11 protein-coding genes are annotated in these 18,957 nt (G+C 46.8%); 8 read left to right on the top strand and 3 right to left on the bottom strand.

The genetic code is table 11. The annotated features are described in order from the left end of the window. Positions 1 to 113: 113 nt before the first annotated feature. Positions 114 to 4,079: a PAS domain S-box protein gene (locus tag QUA44_RS04760; RefSeq protein ID WP_333248663.1), complete on the bottom strand. Its 3,966-nt coding sequence runs from the start codon at positions 4,077 to 4,079 to the stop codon at positions 114 to 116. 296 nt (positions 4,080 to 4,375) lie between these two features. Here QUA44_RS04760 and QUA44_RS04755 point away from each other — a divergent pair, with 296 nt between their 5' ends. Beyond that, a complete protein-coding gene (locus QUA44_RS04755) occupies positions 4,376 to 4,588 on the top strand; it encodes a hypothetical protein (protein ID WP_333248665.1) in 213 nt (70 codons plus the stop codon). A 128-nt stretch (positions 4,589 to 4,716) separates the two neighbouring features. After that, on the top strand, positions 4,717 to 5,304 hold the full coding sequence (locus QUA44_RS04750) for a cytochrome b (RefSeq protein ID WP_333248666.1): 588 nt from the start codon (positions 4,717 to 4,719) through the stop codon (positions 5,302 to 5,304). Here QUA44_RS04750 and QUA44_RS04745 read toward each other — a convergent pair. Further along, entirely contained in the window at positions 5,289 to 9,038 is a 3,750-nt protein-coding gene (locus QUA44_RS04745) for an alpha-mannosidase (protein ID WP_333248669.1), read from the bottom strand. The two genes, QUA44_RS04750 and QUA44_RS04745, sit on opposite strands and share 16 nt — an antisense overlap. A gap of 311 nt (positions 9,039 to 9,349) precedes the next feature. On the opposite strand from QUA44_RS04745, the gene QUA44_RS04740 reads away from it, so the two are divergent. The 4 genes from QUA44_RS04740 (at position 9,350) to QUA44_RS04725 (ending at position 15,182) form a co-directional block, all read left to right on the top strand. Continuing rightward, complete coding sequence (locus QUA44_RS04740) at positions 9,350 to 11,335, top strand: hypothetical protein (RefSeq protein ID WP_333248671.1); 1,986 nt, start codon at positions 9,350 to 9,352, stop codon at positions 11,333 to 11,335. Between the two features lie 78 nt (positions 11,336 to 11,413). Then, the gene (locus QUA44_RS04735) at positions 11,414 to 11,530 is read left to right on the top strand and encodes a photosystem II reaction center protein I (protein WP_039887172.1); all 117 of its coding nucleotides are present in this window, start codon (positions 11,414 to 11,416) and stop codon (positions 11,528 to 11,530) included. A 284-nt stretch (positions 11,531 to 11,814) separates the two neighbouring features. Beyond that, on the top strand, positions 11,815 to 14,343 hold the full coding sequence (locus QUA44_RS04730; RefSeq protein ID WP_333248673.1) for a DUF3769 domain-containing protein: 2,529 nt from the start codon (positions 11,815 to 11,817) through the stop codon (positions 14,341 to 14,343). 167 nt (positions 14,344 to 14,510) lie between these two features. Further along, on the top strand, positions 14,511 to 15,182 hold the full coding sequence (locus tag QUA44_RS04725; protein ID WP_333248676.1) for a hypothetical protein: 672 nt from the start codon (positions 14,511 to 14,513) through the stop codon (positions 15,180 to 15,182). Between the two features lie 266 nt (positions 15,183 to 15,448). On the opposite strand, the gene QUA44_RS04720 is transcribed toward QUA44_RS04725, so the two are convergent. Next, the gene (locus QUA44_RS04720) at positions 15,449 to 15,958 is read right to left on the bottom strand and encodes a phycobiliprotein lyase (RefSeq protein ID WP_333248677.1); all 510 of its coding nucleotides are present in this window, start codon (positions 15,956 to 15,958) and stop codon (positions 15,449 to 15,451) included. A gap of 513 nt (positions 15,959 to 16,471) precedes the next feature. On the opposite strand from QUA44_RS04720, the gene QUA44_RS04715 reads away from it, so the two are divergent. Both QUA44_RS04715 and QUA44_RS04710 read left to right on the top strand, forming a co-directional pair. Then, positions 16,472 to 16,660 (top strand): hypothetical protein, encoded by a 189-nt coding sequence (locus tag QUA44_RS04715; protein WP_333248679.1) that lies wholly within the window; start codon positions 16,472 to 16,474, stop codon positions 16,658 to 16,660. A gap of 4 nt (positions 16,661 to 16,664) precedes the next feature. After that, entirely contained in the window at positions 16,665 to 18,896 is a 2,232-nt protein-coding gene (locus tag QUA44_RS04710; RefSeq protein ID WP_333248680.1) for a hypothetical protein, read from the top strand. Positions 18,897 to 18,957 lie beyond the last annotated feature (61 nt).

The following is an 18,957-nucleotide window of genomic DNA, read 5'->3' as shown; positions in this document are numbered from 1 at the left end:
CGCACTAACTTTATGCCAGTTAGGGCGATCGCTTTTTTAGTAAGCTGATGACAACTGTCAACCGTCAACTGTTAACTGTCAACTGTCAACTGTTAACCGTCAACTGTCAACTGTCAACTGTCAACTGTCAACTGACTACTGACTACTCGATCGCGCCCGCCCGACTTAGCTCGATACAGTGCCTTATCCGCCGCTTCAATCAACATTTTCGGGGAGTTTTGACTTTCGGAAACGGCCGCAACTCCCAAGCTGAGAGTCACACAATCGCCGACAACAGACTTAATGTGGGGAATTGCTAAGGCTTTGACACGCTGGCGGATTCCCTCAGCAACAGCCTGTGCAGCCACGATATCCGTATTGGGCAAAATTACCGCAAATTCCTCGCCACCGTACCTAGCAGCCAAATAGAGGCGTTCTGCGGGTGCGTTCGTGCAAGCATCTCCGATCGCCCGCGCCACTTGCTGCAAACAAGCATCCCCGGCTTGGTGGCCGTAATTGTCGTTGTAAAGTTTAAAACAGTCAATGTCACACATAATCAAAGATAGCGGTTCCGAAGAGCTCGACTGCTCCCATTCTCGGTTGATCACCTCGTCAAAACGGCGGCGGTTAGCTAGTTGAGTCAGACTGTCCAAATTCGCCAACCCGTCCAACCGCTGGTTGGCCGCCGCTAGCTGCTGGTAAAGTAAAGATTGTTCGATCGCGATCGCAACTTGAGTACCCAACTGACTCAGCAAATCCACATCAAACTGCTGCCACTGGCGGGGTGCCGAACAGTGGTGGGCAATCAGCAAACCCCACAACTGCGGCACTTGACAAGAAGGATTGCCATCGCGGTGTTCTATTCCCTGCTGGACAATCGGCACTACCAAATTTGCCTTCACCTGACAAGCCTCCAAAAATTTAAGGTGACACTCGCTCAAATTAGAAGTGTGAATATCCTCGATGGCGCGAATGCGACCCTTTAAATACTGTCCGATGTAAGTATTGGCAAAACAGCAATCGTCAATTCCCATCCCCTTGAGTGGAATCCATCCTTCTCCAACCGACTCCACCACCACATCTCCGTTCCAGTCGGGTCGGAATCGGAAAATCAGCACGCGATCGGTTGCCAAAAACTCCCGCACTTCCGCTACTGTAGTGTTGAGAATATCTTGTAGATCCAGAGAAGAACGAATGCGCGATTGAATCTGTGCAATCAAGCGTTCCCGTTCTATTTGTTGCCGCAGCGCGACTTGGGCTTGCTTACTTTGAGTAATGTCCCGACCTTCGGGCAGCAACAATACTATTTTGCCCGTTTCATCCGCCACCGGTTTGAGAGAAAAATCAACAGTTGCCGTTCGATTTACACCTTGAACTTCCACTTCATAGCGGACAAATTCACCTTTTGCCGATCGAGAAATCGCCTCTTGCAACTGTTCCTGAACTTCCTCAGAATCTCCCCACCAAGGCAATAGCCAAAACGGTTTATTGGCCACATCCCGCAGCTTAATTCCCGCAAAATCCAGAGAAGTTTGGTTAGCTTCCAGCAGAGTGCCGTCCGGTTTCAACAAGCTCACAAATTGGAAAGAAGAATCAAAAATTGCCCGAAAGCGCCTTTGAGAATCTCCCAACATTGCCGTCACCTTTTCGCGAGAGGTAATATCGCGGAAGCGCCACACCCTGCCAATAATATTTTGTCCGACTCGAATCGGTTGCGTGTAGCGCTCAAAAGTGCGGCCGTCTTTAAATTCTAGAATATCGCAACCTTCCGACTCCGCATCACTATAAAATTCTTTAACTCTCTGCAAAAAAGCTCTCGGATCTTTAACTTGCTTAGTTAGAAATGCCAGCCGCACCGTTCTATCCATGGAGTTTCTAACTTCTTCATAAATTCCCCACATTTGAACTAACTTTTCGTTATAACTAATCATTTCTCCGGCGGTAGTAACGGCGAGAATGCCGTCGGCCGTTGCTTCTAAGGTAGCGTGCAGCAGAGAGCGCGATCGCTCTAATTCTGCTGCGGTCAATTTGCGTTCCGTGAGGTCTCGGACTGCTTTCACCTGGACTAAACGACCTTCCCAAAATACAAATTTGCTGCGAACGTCAGCAGGAAAAGCAGTTCCATCTCGCTTGAGAAAAATAGTTTCACAGACTGTATTGCTGGCAGCAGAAATCATTTGCGGCGCCTGTTTGTATGATTTAGGCGACAGTAGTTCCAGCAAACTCATTCCCGCCATTTCCGCAGGTTCGTAACCGAAAAGTTCGGCAAAATCACTGCTGACACTCAAAATTGTGTCGCGGTCAGCCACGGCAACTGCTTCAAAATAAGCTTCGGATTCAAGCAAGCCCGGTACTACTGTGCTGCTGCCATTTTCGCGGGAGTAGCTGTTGCTAATTAGCTGTTGCAATTGCGTATTTGCCGAGTACAAAGCGGCCATAGCTTGCCTGTACATAGCAGTACGTTTCTCGACTTTTTGTGCGAGGCGATCGCGATATTCTCGCAGTTCTTTTTCGACTCTAATTAAATCAGTAATATCTACTGCAAACACGATTACACCAGCGACTTTACCTGTTTCATCCCGGTAAGGTATTTTATCTGTCCGCACCCAGCATTTTTGACCTGAAACTGTTGGTAGCAGTTCGACTTGGCCCTGCTTAGAAACGCCGGAATTGATTACTTCCAAATCTTCTAAATAATATTGCTCTGCTTCGTCTGGATAGATTTCATAAAAAGATTTACCTTCTAATTGAGCTGCGGGCAAACCTCTCGATGCAGCGGCGGCTTGATTAATTCGCAGCAGGCGACTTTCGGTATCTTTGAGCCAAATCATCGCCGGCACGGAATCAAAAATTATTTGCTGTTCTTGTTGCTGCAGGCGTAGTTCTGCTTCTGCTTGTTTTCTTTTAATTATTTCTTTTTGCAGTTTTTGGTTAGCTTTTTTGAGTTCCGCCGTGCGTCTTTCAACTCTTTCCTCTAGTTGATCGTAGTATTGGGTCAGCAAGTTTTGCTGCTGTTCGTGCCGTATTGCTTGTAATTTTAACTTTTCGTTAGCTGACAAACTGGAGGATACAAAATCTGCTAAGATTTGAGTAAATTCGTGTTCTTCTTCCGTCCAATCACCGTCGGAACCCTGGCGTTCAGCGCTGACTATTCCCAACCTTTGACCTGCTAGCACAATCGGTACGTTTAACAGGGAAGTCGTGCCCTGATCGAGCAAATAAAGACCGACAAGTTCTCGTGTTCTGGGATCATTTTCTGCGGCAACTGTTGCGATCACACTTGCAGATTTTAGAGCTTGAAAATATGCCGGACAGTCGGCTGCTGTGATGATGATTTGTACGGAATGGAGTTTAGTATTTTGTTCGTAAAGGTCGATGCAGTGAAGCTGGGTGTTGTCTTCGCCATACAGCCAAATACTGGCTCGATCGCAGTTGACAATACTGACAGCGGTTTCTGTTACTTCACGGATGAAGTCTTCTATATTGTTGCGTTCTTTAAGTTGACTTTTGGCTAATTTTGCGATCGCTAAAGTTGGACTGCGCCAATTTGCTCTCTGGTTGGGCGACGTGGGTGACTGCGAAGCAGCCTTAATTTCTTCACAAACTAACAGTACAGCCGGCCGTTGGAAATTCGCCATTGAGCGACCATTGGTATTTTCCTCTATTTTCCAATCTACCGCCGGCATTGGGCGCGCGGTTGCTTTTACCCTAATAATCCTGCCGTCTTTGCAAGTCAAGCCGCCTTCCCAACAGGCAATTTTTGGAGTTGGCGTACCGTTTTCCGACTGGGCCAATCCGGCAAATTCTGCCTGCATTTTGGCTTGCTCTTGGCAGTAAAATATGTTAAAAATTGAATGACAAATTAATTCCTGCGATTTGTAGGCGAGGCGAGACGCACCGAATTGATTGAGCGAAAAAACTCTTCCCAAAGCGTCTAGAACGAAGTAAATGCCCGGAAAATTCTCGTAGAGAGTTCCATACCAATCTTGTTCGACTTGTTTGTTGCACGAAAGTTTTGCTGTCGCGAACTCGCCGTCGGTGTCGATCAAGTGAGAATAGTTGGTTTCGGGGTTGCTTGAATGACTTTTTTTAGCAAACACTTTTAGCTTAACTCGACTGTAATTAATTTTACTTTCTGGAATTTAACTTTTTTGTGAAACTAAATTAAACCTGTTGTTTGAAAAAAGTTACAAGTTGTAACAAATATACGACTTGTCCAGCGTGCTGGTTTTCGCTTCCCCATCCAACCACTGTGTTTGTTTGTAGCTGGTACACGGTCTGGTGACGATATTTCCCGCTAGTTGCAATGCCAGCAGGTTTAGCTACAATTACCTAGTCTGTACTTTTAGCATCCTAGACAATAAAAAAACCCCACAATCAATGGTTTTAAGTATATATGATAACACTCAAATACCTAGTATTGGGACTGACCTACTTCGGATTCGGTTTGGGGTATTTGTCCAGGCGGCGGATGAACCGGGTGGCGGTTGCAATTATCGGGTCAGCTTTTGCGGTGGCTTTGGGGATACTCGACCTGAAAACTGCTTGGGAGGCGATCAACCCAAGTACGATGTTTTATGTTGGGAATGACGATCGTGAATATACTTAATTTGACTGTTTAATAAATATTTGCAATAATTAAGTTAAGTATATCTTATAATGCACAATCGGTCACGGGCTTTAGTCCGATAGTTTTTACTTAATCTTGTCCAGCAAACCCTAAGGAGGTAAGGAAGAATGATTACCCAACCCGCTGCGAAACCCAGACTTAATTCTGCGTTCAAACAACTAATGTCCTTACACTGGGTGATGTCAGCTTGCTATTTAGCGCTGTTTATTACCGGTACTTCTATGACTCGATTGCCGAGAGAATTGTTTATTCGAGGCCCCCTTTACGATTTTCACAAATCCGTAGGGGTGCTGACAATGGCTTTCCTGACTTTGCGGATTTTGACTCTGCTGCAGGTATGGTGGAAAAAATATACGAAACGCCTGCCAAAGTTTACGAAGGAATGGTACAAAAATTTTGCTCTGCACGCAACTTTGTACGTTTTTATGTGGCTAGTTCCGGTTGCTGGTTTCTTACTTTCTAACTCTTACAAAAGTAACCATGTGAAATTTTTCGGAATTCTGTTGCCGGATCTGTTTCCGCAGAATTCCGCAATGGTTGAGGTGGGAAGGAGTTTGCATTTTTGGCTGGCGTACACATTTTTAGCGTTCGCGATTTTGCATATTTTAGATCAGAAGAAAGTTGTGAGGGCTAATTGGCGCAGGTTGGCAAATTTTGTTCGCACTAAGTTCGCAAAGTCTCAAAAGGTTGGATAAATTTGCGATGAGCTACTATTCTCAATTGGTATTGATAAATTTACTGCAAAACTAGCTATTTTCCATGGTGATATTCTGAAACTTCTCCCATCGTCTGACTTCTGAGGCAAATTTATAGGTTGTTCTAATAAATCGACAGGCTGACTAATCGCCAAACCCAAATCGCTCTTTAATTCCAACTTTGCCTCTTCACCGTGACACTCGTAACACCGCAAAATCCAGACATTAGAATCATCTTCCGATTGTTTGAATGCCATCAGCACTAAATTTTCGGCGGACAAATCCAAAAACTTGCCAACTGCGGGCAGAGTCTTGTGGCTATTTTCCTCTAACTTGGGTAACACCTTTACTAGCAGCGGCAAATTCAACTCGTACCCCTGTCGAACAGTACCTGCATCCTGCCAATTTCCGCTGTGGGGATAGACGGCATAAGTAAATTCGGAAACTCCTACATCTGCTTGTTCATCCGGCCAAGTCGAACCCCGAAGCAAAGTTAGGCGAATTTGATTTGGTTGAAGGTCGCAACCGTATTTGCAATCATTGAGCAAACTCACTCCAAAACCGTCATTGCTGATATCAGTCCAGCGCAAAATCGGCACTTCCCATTTGGCTGTTTCGGCGGGTGTTTGCGGCTTGGTTGTGCGATTGATCGCACCGCCGGGAATTTCGCAACTTGCAAAATCTGCTTCTACATTTAACCCAAAGGCTGCTTTTACTAAAACGTGCTTTTCTTGCCAATCTGCCACTGTCTTGATTTTCAGCAGCGGCGAACCTATTTCTACTATATAATCTTGGCAAAACTCCGATTTGCCAATTTGTCTGACTACGCGCAAACTCTGCCGTATTTCTCCCTGTGCTATCCAGGAAATATCTTTCAGTATCGGCGCTGGTAGTTGATGTTTTTCATAATTTGGATCGATGTTCCAAGCATCCCAATATTGACCGCTGTCTTGAAATGCTTGCAGTTGATTTCCCCCTGCTGCATTCAAGACTTCTCGGTTATTTACTTTATCCCAAATGCTGGATAAATCCCCGGTTTGTTCGTCTACTGTTGCCCGAATAAATTCATTTTCTAAAACCATTTCTGCGGCTGCAAAATGCGTTTCTTGACTAACTGTGTTTTTTTGTGCTATACCGTATGTAAGTTTTGATAACTCTGTCTTTTTTTCGGTTTCTAGCCTCGCGGACGCATTATCCACAGTTTGAGCCACAGTTTGAGCGTCTTCGCGACACAGCCAAAACACCTGGTAGCAAACGGCGGGGAGATTATTTGCCCAAAATAACAGTGTAGATTGCGATTGCGGTCGATCGCCCCTGACAATCTGCGAAACCAATCGCCGTCGGGACAAGTCGTAAATTTGCCAAGCTGAATCAAGGGAATCGGGAAGCGTTACGGCGACAACCTCAGAGCGCGACCAATTGAGAGTATTGAAAACTAAAATCGGTTGAGCGTCGGGCGCAGGAGGGGAGGGGAGAGAAATTTGAGCCGAGATGGCATCCAAAGATTTTAGCAGGATTTCGCGACAAGTGCGATCGACCTCGGCAAAGGCTAGATTAGCATCCGCGTAGACTTGGGCGATCGCAGAACCGGGCAAAATATCGTGAAACTGGTTAAACAAAATTTGTTTCCAAACAGATTCTAATTCTGATTTCGGATAAACTGCACCAGTACAAATCGTTGCCAGCGAAGACAGCAACTCCGCTTGGTAGAGCAATTCTTCGCAGTGGCGGTTTTGGCGTTTTTGGTCAGCGCGAGTCGTGTAGCAACCCCGGTGGAATTCTAAATAAAGTTCGTCTTTCCAAACGGGAAGAGTTTTGAGTGGTGAGATGGGAGGATTTGCACCCGAAATTGCCGACAAGTTTGACAATTCTCGCGCCCGCAAATCCTCCTGCTTATCCGATTTTGCCACATCGCTTTCCTGTGAACTTTCCGCAACTTCCGGCAAAAACTGACTCTCAATCAAAGACAAATAATCAACCGCTTTCGCAAACTCCAACTTCGGGAAAAAAGGCGACATTTTCCAGCGTTTCGCCACCTCCAACATATCACGAGTCGGGCCACCGCCGTGGTCGCCAACCCCAGGCAACCAAAGAGCATCCTGCAAACCAGTCTTAACTTGCCAGTCAAAAGCATAACTTGCCATTTTCACAGCTTCTATACTTTCGCCAATTGGAGAAGACATCATGCTAAATATTTTAGTACCGTCCAACCCTTCCCACCAAAACGCACCGTAAGGAAATTCCGTTGTATCATTCCACCGCAACTTTTGCGTCACAAAATAATCAACTCCACCGTCGCGCAAAATCTGAGGTAATTGCCACCCAAAACCGAAAGTATCCGGTAGCCAAGCCACCCGCATCAATTCCCCAAATTTTTCTTTGGCATAACGCTGTCCGTAAAAAACTTGCCGCACCATTGATTCAGCGGAAATCAAGTTTAAATCCGGTTCAACCCACATCCCGCCGACAACTTCCCAACGTCCGACGGCCACCTGTTTTTTAATCTCTGCAAATAAGTCCGGCCGATGTTCTTCCATCCAAGCATAAAGCGCCGGAGTTGAATGACAGAAAATCAAATCGGGAAACTCCGATTGCAATTTCAATACCGACTCAAAAGTTCGCTTTGCCGCTTCCCAAGTTTCCGGAACCGGCCACAGCCAAGCTAAGTCTAAATGAGCGTGACCCACCAAATAGATTTTACTTGTATATATAGATGTCCGATCGCCACTTTCTCCTATATATATAGATATAGCGTTGCTATTTTCTCCAACCTCAAAAACCTCCTCCCTTCTTCCTCCCTCTGCGCCCTCTGCGCCCTCTGCGGTTACCTCATCTAAATCAAGAGAAAAAGATGTCAGAGCACCACTTTCTCCTATATATATAGATGTAGCGTTGCTATTTTCTCCAACCTCAAGAACCTCCTGTCTTCTTCCTCCCTCTGCGCCCTCTGCGCCCTCTGCGGTTACCTCATCTAAATCAAGAGAAAAAGCCCGCAGATATCCCAGTAAATTGTGCCGCAAAACCGACAGCGAGCGATCGAACTTTTGTCGATCGCCCACCGCCGACCAATCGATCAAACCCAGCGCCAAATCAATCTCAGATTTCAGCATTTCCCCCTTGACAAACCAGGGGCTATTTGCTATTCTTTCGGTGGGGAGGTATTGGGAATTTAAATTTTCCAGATTACCGGACAGCGAATTCTGTAAAATCTCTAATTCGGCAGCCACAAAACCCGGATCGAAACAAGAAGAGTCAGCAGCTTCGTACAAACAAATCGATCGCACTAAAGCACCGTTATCGTGACCCGGACTTACCAACCGCAAAATCACTAAAAATTCATCTCCGGGATTAGCCGACGAACTCAACAAAACTCGATCGGCAAAATCAAATAAATCTCCCTGTCCGACTAACTCGCCGCCCACAAAAATTTGAGCATCTTCTGCCCACCAAGTCAAGCCCAGCAGCAACCGCAAACCAACCACAGGATAGCCGTGCAAATTGTCAGGAATTACAAATTGCTGGCCCAAATACAAAACTTGCTTCCCCGACGGCCAAGCAATATGTCCTTTGCTGTTAAGTTCGGCAATAGGGCTGTTACAAATATTTACTGAAGAGAAAGCAGAGTCAGAATCGCAGTACCTCCAACCAGACTGAACCTCCAGTTGGCTGAGGCGGCGCAACTTCTCGACAGTGACAGAAATATTGTTGCTAGCAGGTGACACAGAAGCGCTCATATTTCGCTAAAATAGGAATTGTGTATTAATCAAAGATTCGGATTGAACTCACATCTTGCACTATTCTCAAGAACAGGCAAGATGCCTGTTCCACAAAGAGTGAATTTTCTGGTGGGGTGGGCATCCCGCCCGCCAGTAAAAGGCTTATTGACATTGGTGCAATATCTTATATCGAACCGCGAAGACGCGAAGGACGCGAAGAAATAAAGGTTTCAGAGGGTTTGAAGCTTCGATTAAGATATCGCTTTGATTTTACAGCAAATTCAGCAATTCCGGCGCGAATCCAAAATCTGAATTCAATAATAAAACTTATGTCCAACGGTTACTACGGCCCATACCAAAGCCGACTATTAAATTTTATATCGAAACAGTCCCGCCAAGTCGCTGACAATTGCGATCGAACTTGGCGTCAAATTAAAGAAGCAAGTCTCACCGCCACCCAAATTCTGCTTTATCCAGCTTATTTGCTGGTGCAAAGTTCCCGAATGCTGGGCCGACAGTTGCGGGAATCAAGTCAAAAAGTAGATTTACCGGAACTACAAGAATTTGGCGGCGACGAAAATCCAGATTTCCCACAAAATTGGTATCAGGGGCAAACTTCCGAGGAAAGTTCGATCGCGGAAATTTTACACCTAGCCGAAAATTTACTAACCTCGTCGCAAACTGCGAAAACTTTAGCCAGCTTCCCGCTGTTAATTAATCAGGGAAATGCTGTTAACGATTTACATCCGGCAATCAATTTTAGCGGAGAAACCGCAAAGCATCAAACCACTTCCGTCTTAGAAAACCCGCTTGCTAAAACTCAATTAAAACCGCAAGCGAAAGTTGAGGGAATTGCCAGTTTTATCCCAGCCCGCACTTTAGTATTGGTCGGAAGAGAAAATCAGATATTAGATATTTTGACACCCGAACAGCAGGAAATGCTCGAAGGTCGCATAACTTGGGAAATTGCCAACACCGAGCCCGAACGGCGGGAAATTACCCAAAAAGAATTAAAATTTAATCTCGGTTTGGAGTCGGCGGCCAAAAAAGCGCAGTTGCCACCGATGCGTCGTTTTTGGGAATTGATGGCATGGCTTCAGACGAGTCCGGTTGCTCTGAAAAGAAATCAGTTTGGAGAATCAATCCTCGCAGTTAAAAAATCGATCGACCGCAATGCCATCCTAGTCCAAAAAGCCCGCGCGCAGATCGAAGTAAAAACCGCACAGCAGTCAATTGGGGCATCAAATTCGATCGACTACAATACCCCAAAACTAGAAACTAATTTTAACAGCCAGTTCGATCGACCCCCTACTCCTCTCTCCTTTGTTACATTACTCGATCGCGCCGCCGTCAACCTCGAAGAATTTACCCTGCCGCCATCGGCAAAAACAATCGCCGCACCCACAGAAAACTCTGGAGTAACAATTGACACATCCGGTACCCAAACAAATTTAGATTTGTCCGCCCGCGACATCCTCGAAAAATACGCTCGAAACATCGAACAAATGATTTGGTCGTCAGTAGACAACCTTTTGGGCAAAGAAACGGCAGCGAGTGATAATACCGATAAATCAGTCGCAATTCAGTATTATTTGAAACAGCGACAAGAACAAGAAAACATACAAAATAGCCCAGAGGTCGATCGACCCTGGCTGAACTGGCAAGACTTATTCGGCGAAGCAGCACCGCAGCATTTAATCGACGGAAGTTCCGAACCCCAGGCAGCAGCTCAAAGCCATATAGCACAAGCTAGCCCAAAAGTCAAGGAAGAAATGGCAGAATTAGGAGAATTGGCAGAAGGTCGATCGACTGCCGTCTCAATATCCCCTTACCCCGAAGCACTTCACAGCCTGCTGGGGCAGCTAAAACAGAGCTTGCTCACAAAAAGCTCAAAAAGTCAACCCCAAACAGCATCTGATTTATCTGATTTAGCAATTACTCAAAAAAATAGCTCTGCACTCGCAGCAGAATCAACCCCAGGGCGCGCGCCGGAAACCCAAGTGCCAAAAAACACAAACCCGAACACCGCACAAAACAGCCAGTCCCCAGCAGCAATCACCGCGCAAACTAGCAGATACACCGCCGCAACCCCCGCCGCAGCAGAACCCAAAAATCCCAGCGCAGGCGTCCCACCCGAGGGCGACTACTTAGAAACAAAAGCAGAATCGATGGGATACATTAAGCACCCCCTAGAACAAGTGCTCGAATGGCTCGATCGAGTTATGCTGCGGCTAGAAAATATTCTGGAGCAACTCTGGAATTGGGCAAAAATCAACTTGCCAAAAATCCTCAAAAGCAAAGAGAAAATTGACTAATCTTTAGCTTATGATAAAAAAGTTGCCGCAACAGCAGCAAATCAGCTCAGTATTATGCCATCTTTGGAGACTCCCACAGTGCTAACCCTCAAAATCGTAGTTAATGTAGTTGTTTTATTTTTTGTTTCCCTGTTCATATTTGGATTTTTGTCCAATGACCCAGCCCGGAACCCCAACCGCAGAGACATGGAATAAACAAGTTATCTCGGCCGCTGGCTGGGGGCGCGCCACCGCAGTCCCCCAGCAAGCCCGCAAAAATTAGTCTAAAAAAACTTGACCTCGCACCAGCAGCGAGGTTATCTTGTGGCGGAAGCAAGTTCTGAAAGCAGCCATATTCCGGCGCGCCAAAGCCACTGCAAATTTTAGATGTCAGATTAATATCTAAACAGTTGCCTTTTAGATGCAAAATTTTCAATAAATTGCACCCTATAAAATCTAAAATCTAAAATCTAAAATCGGATGACTTACCTGTTATAACTATGCCCTATCCGGTACCGCCGCCAGAACCCTCTGCCATCATCTACATCGCAAAGCCCAAAAAGGTTGCCCTCACTGTGGCGGCAGGCGATGGAGACACCCGCAGCAACCCCGCAGAAATACCGGAACTAAGCCCAGATATCCTTCAGCCAGAACCCACACCAGCCCAAGCAGAACCCGCAGCCACACTCCTCGGCACCACCCCAGCCACCGACCAGCCTCCAGAAATCGCCGACCCCCTAGCTGCAGTGGAAAGTGGCGAGGCAGTGGTGGGATTTCAGCGTCGGCCTCCTGTGGGAGAACCCGAAACTGCGGAAACTCCGAAACATTCCTCGTTTACGGCTTACCAATTGGGTTCGGTAGAAAATGCCGTTGCCATTCGCAATCGAAAACGAACCGCAGAGGCGCAGAAACAACAGGAGAGAAATCTTGTCGGAAAGCAGGAAAGTTGGTATCAGGCCCAAGGCCGGCAGTTAGAAGATAACTCTCCCCAACCTGCTGAAATTCCCGTTCCCGAACCCGCGCTAGAACCAGCACCTAGCGGGCAACAGCAGTTCGACATTCCCACACCAGGAACTGCCCCCGCACCCAGAACGCCCCCAGCGCCAAAACCAAAGCCTAAACCAGCCGCGCCGGGAGTCCGCACCGCCCCTTCTCAGCGGACGGTACCTTTTCCGGTCACTCCGGCCGATACTATTGAAGTTAAGGCGGACAGCCAAGAATTCGACGACAAGCAGCAAATTGTGACGGCGGTTGGTAATGTCGTCGTGCGGTTCCGGCAAACTGTGATTGATGCCGATCGAGCGATCGTCAACTTAGTCACCCGCCAAGTGGTAGCATCCGGCAATGTCGCCTATACCCGCGGGCAACAAGTAGTGCGCGGCCAGCGGATGGAGTTCAATCTCGGCCTCAACAGCGGCGCAGTCGAACAAGCAAGCGGCGAAATATTCCTGCCCGCAGCAGGTAGCGAATTGACGCCCACACTGCCGACAGATATTAGTGCAGGGACGATTCTGGAACAGCCGCTGAGCGATCGAATTACCAGCCAGCAGCCCGTGCGCGGAGTCAAATCCCCCGGCGCTGCTACAGTGACTATCGGCGGCGGCGGACAGCTAGCAGCCCCCCAAGTGGTCGGTGCGGTCAACCGCGTCCGCTTTGAAGCAGAACGCATCGAACTGCTGCCAGACGGCGCGAGAGTAGCAACCAACATTCGGATTACTAACGACCCGTTTTCCCCGCCGGAATTTGAATACAGGGCCCGGACGGCGACGATTAGAAGGATTTCGCCCACGGCAGAGGAATTGGTCACAACTAAACCCCGCTTGGTGTTCGACAACCGGGTGAAAATACCCGTGTATCCCCGCAGGCAAGTGTTTGACAGCCGGCAGCAGAACGGCCCGTGTTTGACCTTTGGTTACGACGGAGGGGAACGCGGCGGTTTGTATGCCGAGTGCGGTTTTGAGGTGTTGCAAAACGGGCCGGTGCGGCTGACTCTGACGCCTCAAATTTACCTGCAGCGGGCCGTGGCAGAGCACGGCGGTAATCCGTTTTTTCCCGACAGCTACGGGCTGAAAGCGAGGTTGGGCGCTAGTCTCGGCCCACGCACCAGGCTCGACGGATCGGCAATATTTCTGAGTTTTGAAAATTTCCCGAACTTGCCGGAAGACAGCTTTCGGGGCAATTTGCGCCTCCGACAGTTGATCGGCACTCACTCTCTGGCAGCAGAATACAGTTATCGCGATCGACTCTTTAACGGTTCTCTGGGCTTTCAAACCGTGCAGAGCAGCCTCGGGGCAGTCCTCACTTCCCCAGTCATCCAACTCGGAGGCACTGGCATCAATCTCAGCTACCAAGCTGGGTATCAATTTATCAATGCTGACACCGATCGAGCAGACTTGCTCGAACCAGTGCGAGAAAACAACCGCATCGATCTGGGGCGTTCCCAACTCAGCTTCGCCTTAAGCCGCGGCTTCAACCTGTGGGAGGGCGAACCGCTGCCCCGCACTCCCACCCAGGGTTTGAGGTATACGCGGACGCCGGTGGTTCCTTTCTTGCAACTGGCCTTGGGACTCCGGGGAGTGGGAACTTATTACAGCAGTGGCGATCGACAAAATTCGCTCGCTGGCAGCGTCGGCATTCAAGGGCAGTTCGGTCATTTCTCCCGCCCTTTCCTCGATTACACTGGGTTTAACGTGACTTATACCCAGGTGGGACGGGACGGTATATCGCCGTTTTTATTCGATCGCTTAGTAGATTTGAGAGTCCTGTCTTTTGGGCTTGTCCAGCAAGTTTACGGAGGCTTTCGAGTTGGATTTCAAAGTGCTATTAATTTAGAAAGCGGGGAAGCAATCAGTACGAATTACACTTTAGAATACAGTCGCCGCAGCTACGCAATCATTTTGCGTTTTAATCCTGAGCGTCAAGTCGGCAGCCTGACTTTTAGAATTAGCGACTTCAACTGGAATGGGACTCCCCAACCTTTTTCCGGGGACGCGCGAACTGTAGAAGGAGGAGTGCGTTTATCCGATTAATTCAATTGGCTAATTGGGCATTGGTCATTGGGAATTGGTCATTGGGAATTTGGAACTAACAGTCAACAGTCAACAGTCAACAGTCAACAGTCAACAGTCAACAGTCAACAGTCAACAGTCAACAGTCAACAGTCAACAGATAACAGTCAACAGATAACAGTCAACAAATGACAGAAGTGACGGCAATATCTGCACAAGCAGCGGCTCTGCTGGTTCACTACGGTTTTGACCTAGGTGGCAAAAAAGCCGAGAAATTGGCGGGTGAATGGCTGACCAAGTATCCCGGCTATTGGCTGCGTTTAGCAGTGGTTGAAGCGCTTTATCAAGGCCGCTACAAGGCTGTTTCTGTGGGACAGCTATTGAGTATGTGGCATCGGATAGGTGAACCTCTCTATCATTTCAATCGCGAGTTTGAACGCTTGGTATGCAATAATTTTCCTCAAAATTTAACCGGGGAAAGTGCTGCTCAACTGTCACCGGAAGATCTACTTTTATCGAACCAGGAATCGGAAGTAACTGCCGCAGAGTTAGATTTGCGTGAACCGTCAGAGGCGCAACTTGATGTGGCGCTTCATCCAGAAGTCCCAAACACAGAGGCAGAGGAAACAGGAAAATTACCTGCAGCCGACGATCGCACAAAAGAAAATACAGAATTTGTAGTATATGAAGATGTGGCTGTTACCGCCCTCGCCGATCGAGCCGAAGCTGAACACAAATTAGCGGACAAACCTGTGACCAAATCATTCCCAGTTGTCAAACACACTGATTTTCACACCAAGTTAAAAGCGATTGCCCGAGAAGGCAGAAGAAAGAAGGGAGAAAGCAGAAATAGGGTGTAATACCCTTTTCGATTTTCGATTAAAGAATTAGGAATGACTGATAAAAATCGTGATTTGGATCTGCCTACAGTTGCATTATTTTTTGGGGAAGTGGTTTCAGTTGACAGTTGACAGTTGACAGTTGACCGCAAGATAGCGACCTCTACCTGGAAGGAAGAGGATTGGAGTAATGAATAGTCTTCTTTTAATTTCTCCCGCTTATGGGTTCCGGCTTTAAACCAATTTTTTTTGGTAATGTTTGGGAATTACATAGTTGTTTGTGAGAGTTAAGTTTTCGGACTTCCTCCCATCCGAATTTCCGAACAAAAAGATGCTTGTTCGGTACCGTTAGCTTGCTTAACAATGCTAGTCCGCAGTCGCAAGTTAGGCATGAGATACCACAGCCTTTCTTCGGCATGGAGGGTGTCTGATTCTGTAATCAATGTCAGTACGTCGTCGCCCATCACGTAGCGACTGTTACCCTTGTCTTGCAACACTTTGCCTTCGCTGGGATTGTCGGGATTTGGTACGAGCGCTAATATTGTAGAACCGATTTGTTTAGCTTTGTCGCGATCGGGAATACCGTCCCAACTAATCCGAACGCCCTTGAGCCCAGTTGAAGCCGGGTTAATCGAGTGTTGTTGGCAAAGTTTGACGACTGCTGCATCGCTAGCTGTCAGTATTTCTATTTTGAGGTCAGATTTACCTGCCTGCAATTCCCCAGAATTGAGATTGTGTACGGTACGCTGAGAAAACCATTTACCTGCACTTAACTCAAAAAACTCGATAACATCCATGAAATTTGTCTCTAAAGTCAATACTGCTTTATTTGCGATCGTGACTTGCGCGCTATGGAGTCAGAAACCCGGTTTCTTCCTACGTACCTAGCGGTCAAACCCATGATTTTGTCTAGAAACCAGGTTTAAGAGTGCAAGTCATTTTTTATATTTTAGAGGAAGGGGGCGCACCTGGAAAGCTTTCTGGGAGCTTTGGCTGAAACAGATTGCAGATGCCGTTGAGGTACGAAACCCAACCAGGGGGACATCTGCCTCGCAGCAGCAGCCCCATTGACAGAAAATTAGACCATCCGCCATCATATTTCGTTATAAAAAGTCTTTTTCGCACATTAAATAGGATTACGATACCTGAAATTTTTTAGCTTTGACAGTTTTGATTGATCGACCATCATCGCCCAAATACCAGCTATGTTAAGAAAAACAACGATATATGTCAGCTTTTGTCGATCGATCGGTAAATTGGGCGTTGCTGAGTTGAATTATATTGGCGGCGATTTATTGTAATCGCACTGCTTGAAAATTCTCAAAGCAGACTCAGACTCAAAAACCAGCAATTCATCGAACCATCACCAAACCGAGGACAGCAAGCCCGTAGCACAGAGCATTCAAATATGTCATGCTAAGTCAAGAGAAAAGATTCTCGATCGGCTTTTCGGTAGGGTGCAGCTAGCGATCGTATACATTTTAAAAACACATCCGTAAATTTATGACCGAGTTTACACAAGGGCTGGATAAAATGCAGCCCGCCGAACAGATGCACTGCCTGGAAATCCTGCCAAATCAGCTAGCAGCGACTTCAGACTCAGAGAAATTATACAGCCTACTAACAGATTACAATTTTATTGAAGCCAAGCTGTCAGCATCGGGAGTGCAGGCGCTAATAGAAGATTACGATTTAGCAACAAGTCCCGATATTATAACCTCAGACCAAAAAGCCGACCAACTCAAATTAATCCAAGAAGCAATTCGGCTTTCGTCCCACATTCTAGCCAAAGACAAAACCCAACTAGCAGCCCAACTAATTGCCCGCTTGATGCGCTTTGAAAGTCCAGAAATTCAAGCACTGCTAGCACAAGCAAAACACCAAAAAAAACCCTGGCTGCAGCCGCTAACCCCCAGCTTTACTCCTCCCGGCGGGAGATTGCTACGCACCCTTACCGGACATACAGATTGGGTACAAGCTGTAGCAATCACCCCTGACGGCAAGCGGGCAATTTCTGCGTCCTCCGACCACAATCTCAAAATTTGGCACTTAGAAACAGGAGAAGAACTTTCCACCCTCAAAGGTCATCTTACCTACGTCAATGCTGTAGCTGTCACCCCCGACGGTACTAAAGTAATTTCCGGTTCTTGGGACAATACCATTAAAATTTGGGATTTAGAAACTGGGACAGAAATATTTACCTTTGCCGGCGATACTTTTGCCGTAGAAGCAGTAGCAGTAACTCCCGACGGCAAGCGAGTAATTTCCGGTTCTTGGGATGGCAGTATTAAAGTTTGGGATTTGACAAGCAGGGAAGTAATTTTTAACTTCAAAGGTCACAGCAGTTTTGTCCAGTCCGTAGCAGTAACTCCTGATAGCAAACGGTTGATTTCCGGATCGGGAGACAACAGCATGAAAGTCTGGAACCTAGAAACTGGAAAAGAACTTTTTACTCTCACGGGTCATGCAGACTGGGTAAAAAGTGTAGCAGTTAGTCCCGACGGCGAACAAATAATTTCCGGCAGTTACGACGGAACTATTCAAGTCTGGAGTTTGTCAGAAAGAAAGCAACTTTTCACTTTAGGAAAACACAGCAGTTTCGTTCAAGCTGTGGCAGTCAGTCCCGACGGCAAACGGGTAATTTCGGCTTCCGGCGACAAAACGCTGAAAGTTTGGAATCTGGAAACAAAAGAAGAACTTTTCACTTTTACCAATCACATCGCCCCAGTGAATGCTGTGGCTGTTACCCCCGACGGCCAGCGGATAGTTTCTGGTTCCTCTGACAAAACTCTCAAAGTTTGGCACTTAGAAAGAGGCAAAGAAAATTTATCATTTGCAGGTCACGATGACTGCGTAAATGCTGTAGCAGTGACGGCAGACGGTACGAAAGCGATTTCCGGTTCTGGAGACAACAGCATTAAAGTCTGGAATCTCAAAAACGGACAGGAAATTTTTACTATTTCGGGACATCAAGATTGGGTAAAAGCAATTGCAATAACACCGGATAGCAAGCGAGTAGTTTCGGGTTCCGGCGACAAAACTGTGAAAGTTTGGAATCTAGAAACCGGAAAAGAAATCTTTACTTTCACTGGTCATACAGACTGGGTAAATTCTGTGGCAGTGACGGCAGACGGAACGATGGCGATTTCCGGTTCGGGAGACAAAACTATTAAAGTTTGGAATCTAGAAACAGGAGAAGAACTTTTTACTTTTTCAGGTCATGAGGACGGGATAAAAGCTGTGGCAGTTACTCCCGACAGCAAGCGGGTTATTTCGGCTTCCGGCGACCAAACTCTGAAAGTTTGGAGTTTGGGGAAACAAAAGAATATTTTGGCAAATTTATGGAATTTAGCCGTCAAAAATCTACTTTTCACTCTCAAAGGTCATGAAAGTTTTGTGAATGCTGTGGCAGTTACGGCGGATGGCAAATGGGCGATTTCAGGAGGGCGGGAACACAATTTGAAAGTTTGGGATTTGTCAAGTAGAAAAGAAGTTTTTACTTTGGCAGGTCATGCTGATGCGGTAACATCTGTGGCGACTATGGGAACAAAGGCAATTTCTGTTTCGGACGATAATACTCTCAAAGTTTGGGATTTGTTAAGTCGAGAAGTAATTGCTAGTTTCAGGGGAGATAGTGCTTTGAAAGCTTGCGCTATTGCACCTGATGGGGTGACAATTGTGGCGGCGGAAGCTTCGGGACAGGTGCATTTTTTGAGGTTAGAAGAGGGGAAATAGTCATTAGTCATTAGTTATTAGTCATGACTCATTAGTTATTATGCCGATCGCACTTTTGCTA

The sequence above is a fragment of the Microcoleus sp. N9_A2 genome, assembly GCF_036701775.1.
In the GTDB taxonomy this organism is placed as follows: Bacteria; Cyanobacteriota; Cyanobacteriia; order Cyanobacteriales; family Microcoleaceae; genus Microcoleus.
Note: the sequence above shows the minus strand (reverse complement) of the source record. Positions and strands in the feature narration are given on the sequence as shown.

What these genes read in the sequence shown, in the direction of transcription:
- QUA44_RS04755 (WP_333248665.1), top strand. Translation starts at nt 4,376, where the DNA reads ATGATAACACTCAAATACCTAGTATTGGGACTGACCTACTTCGGATTC.
- QUA44_RS04750 (WP_333248666.1), top strand. Translation starts at nt 4,717, where the DNA reads ATGATTACCCAACCCGCTGCGAAACCCAGACTTAATTCTGCGTTCAAA.
- QUA44_RS04740 (WP_333248671.1), top strand. Translation starts at nt 9,350, where the DNA reads ATGTCCAACGGTTACTACGGCCCATACCAAAGCCGACTATTAAATTTT.
- QUA44_RS04725 (WP_333248676.1), top strand. Translation starts at nt 14,511, where the DNA reads ATGACAGAAGTGACGGCAATATCTGCACAAGCAGCGGCTCTGCTGGTT.
- QUA44_RS04730 (WP_333248673.1), top strand. Translation starts at nt 11,815, where the DNA reads ATGCCCTATCCGGTACCGCCGCCAGAACCCTCTGCCATCATCTACATC.
- QUA44_RS04720 (WP_333248677.1), bottom strand. Translation starts at nt 15,958, where the DNA reads ATGGATGTTATCGAGTTTTTTGAGTTAAGTGCAGGTAAATGGTTTTCT.
- QUA44_RS04745 (WP_333248669.1), bottom strand. Translation starts at nt 9,038, where the DNA reads ATGAGCGCTTCTGTGTCACCTGCTAGCAACAATATTTCTGTCACTGTC.
- QUA44_RS04710 (WP_333248680.1), top strand. Translation starts at nt 16,665, where the DNA reads ATGACCGAGTTTACACAAGGGCTGGATAAAATGCAGCCCGCCGAACAG.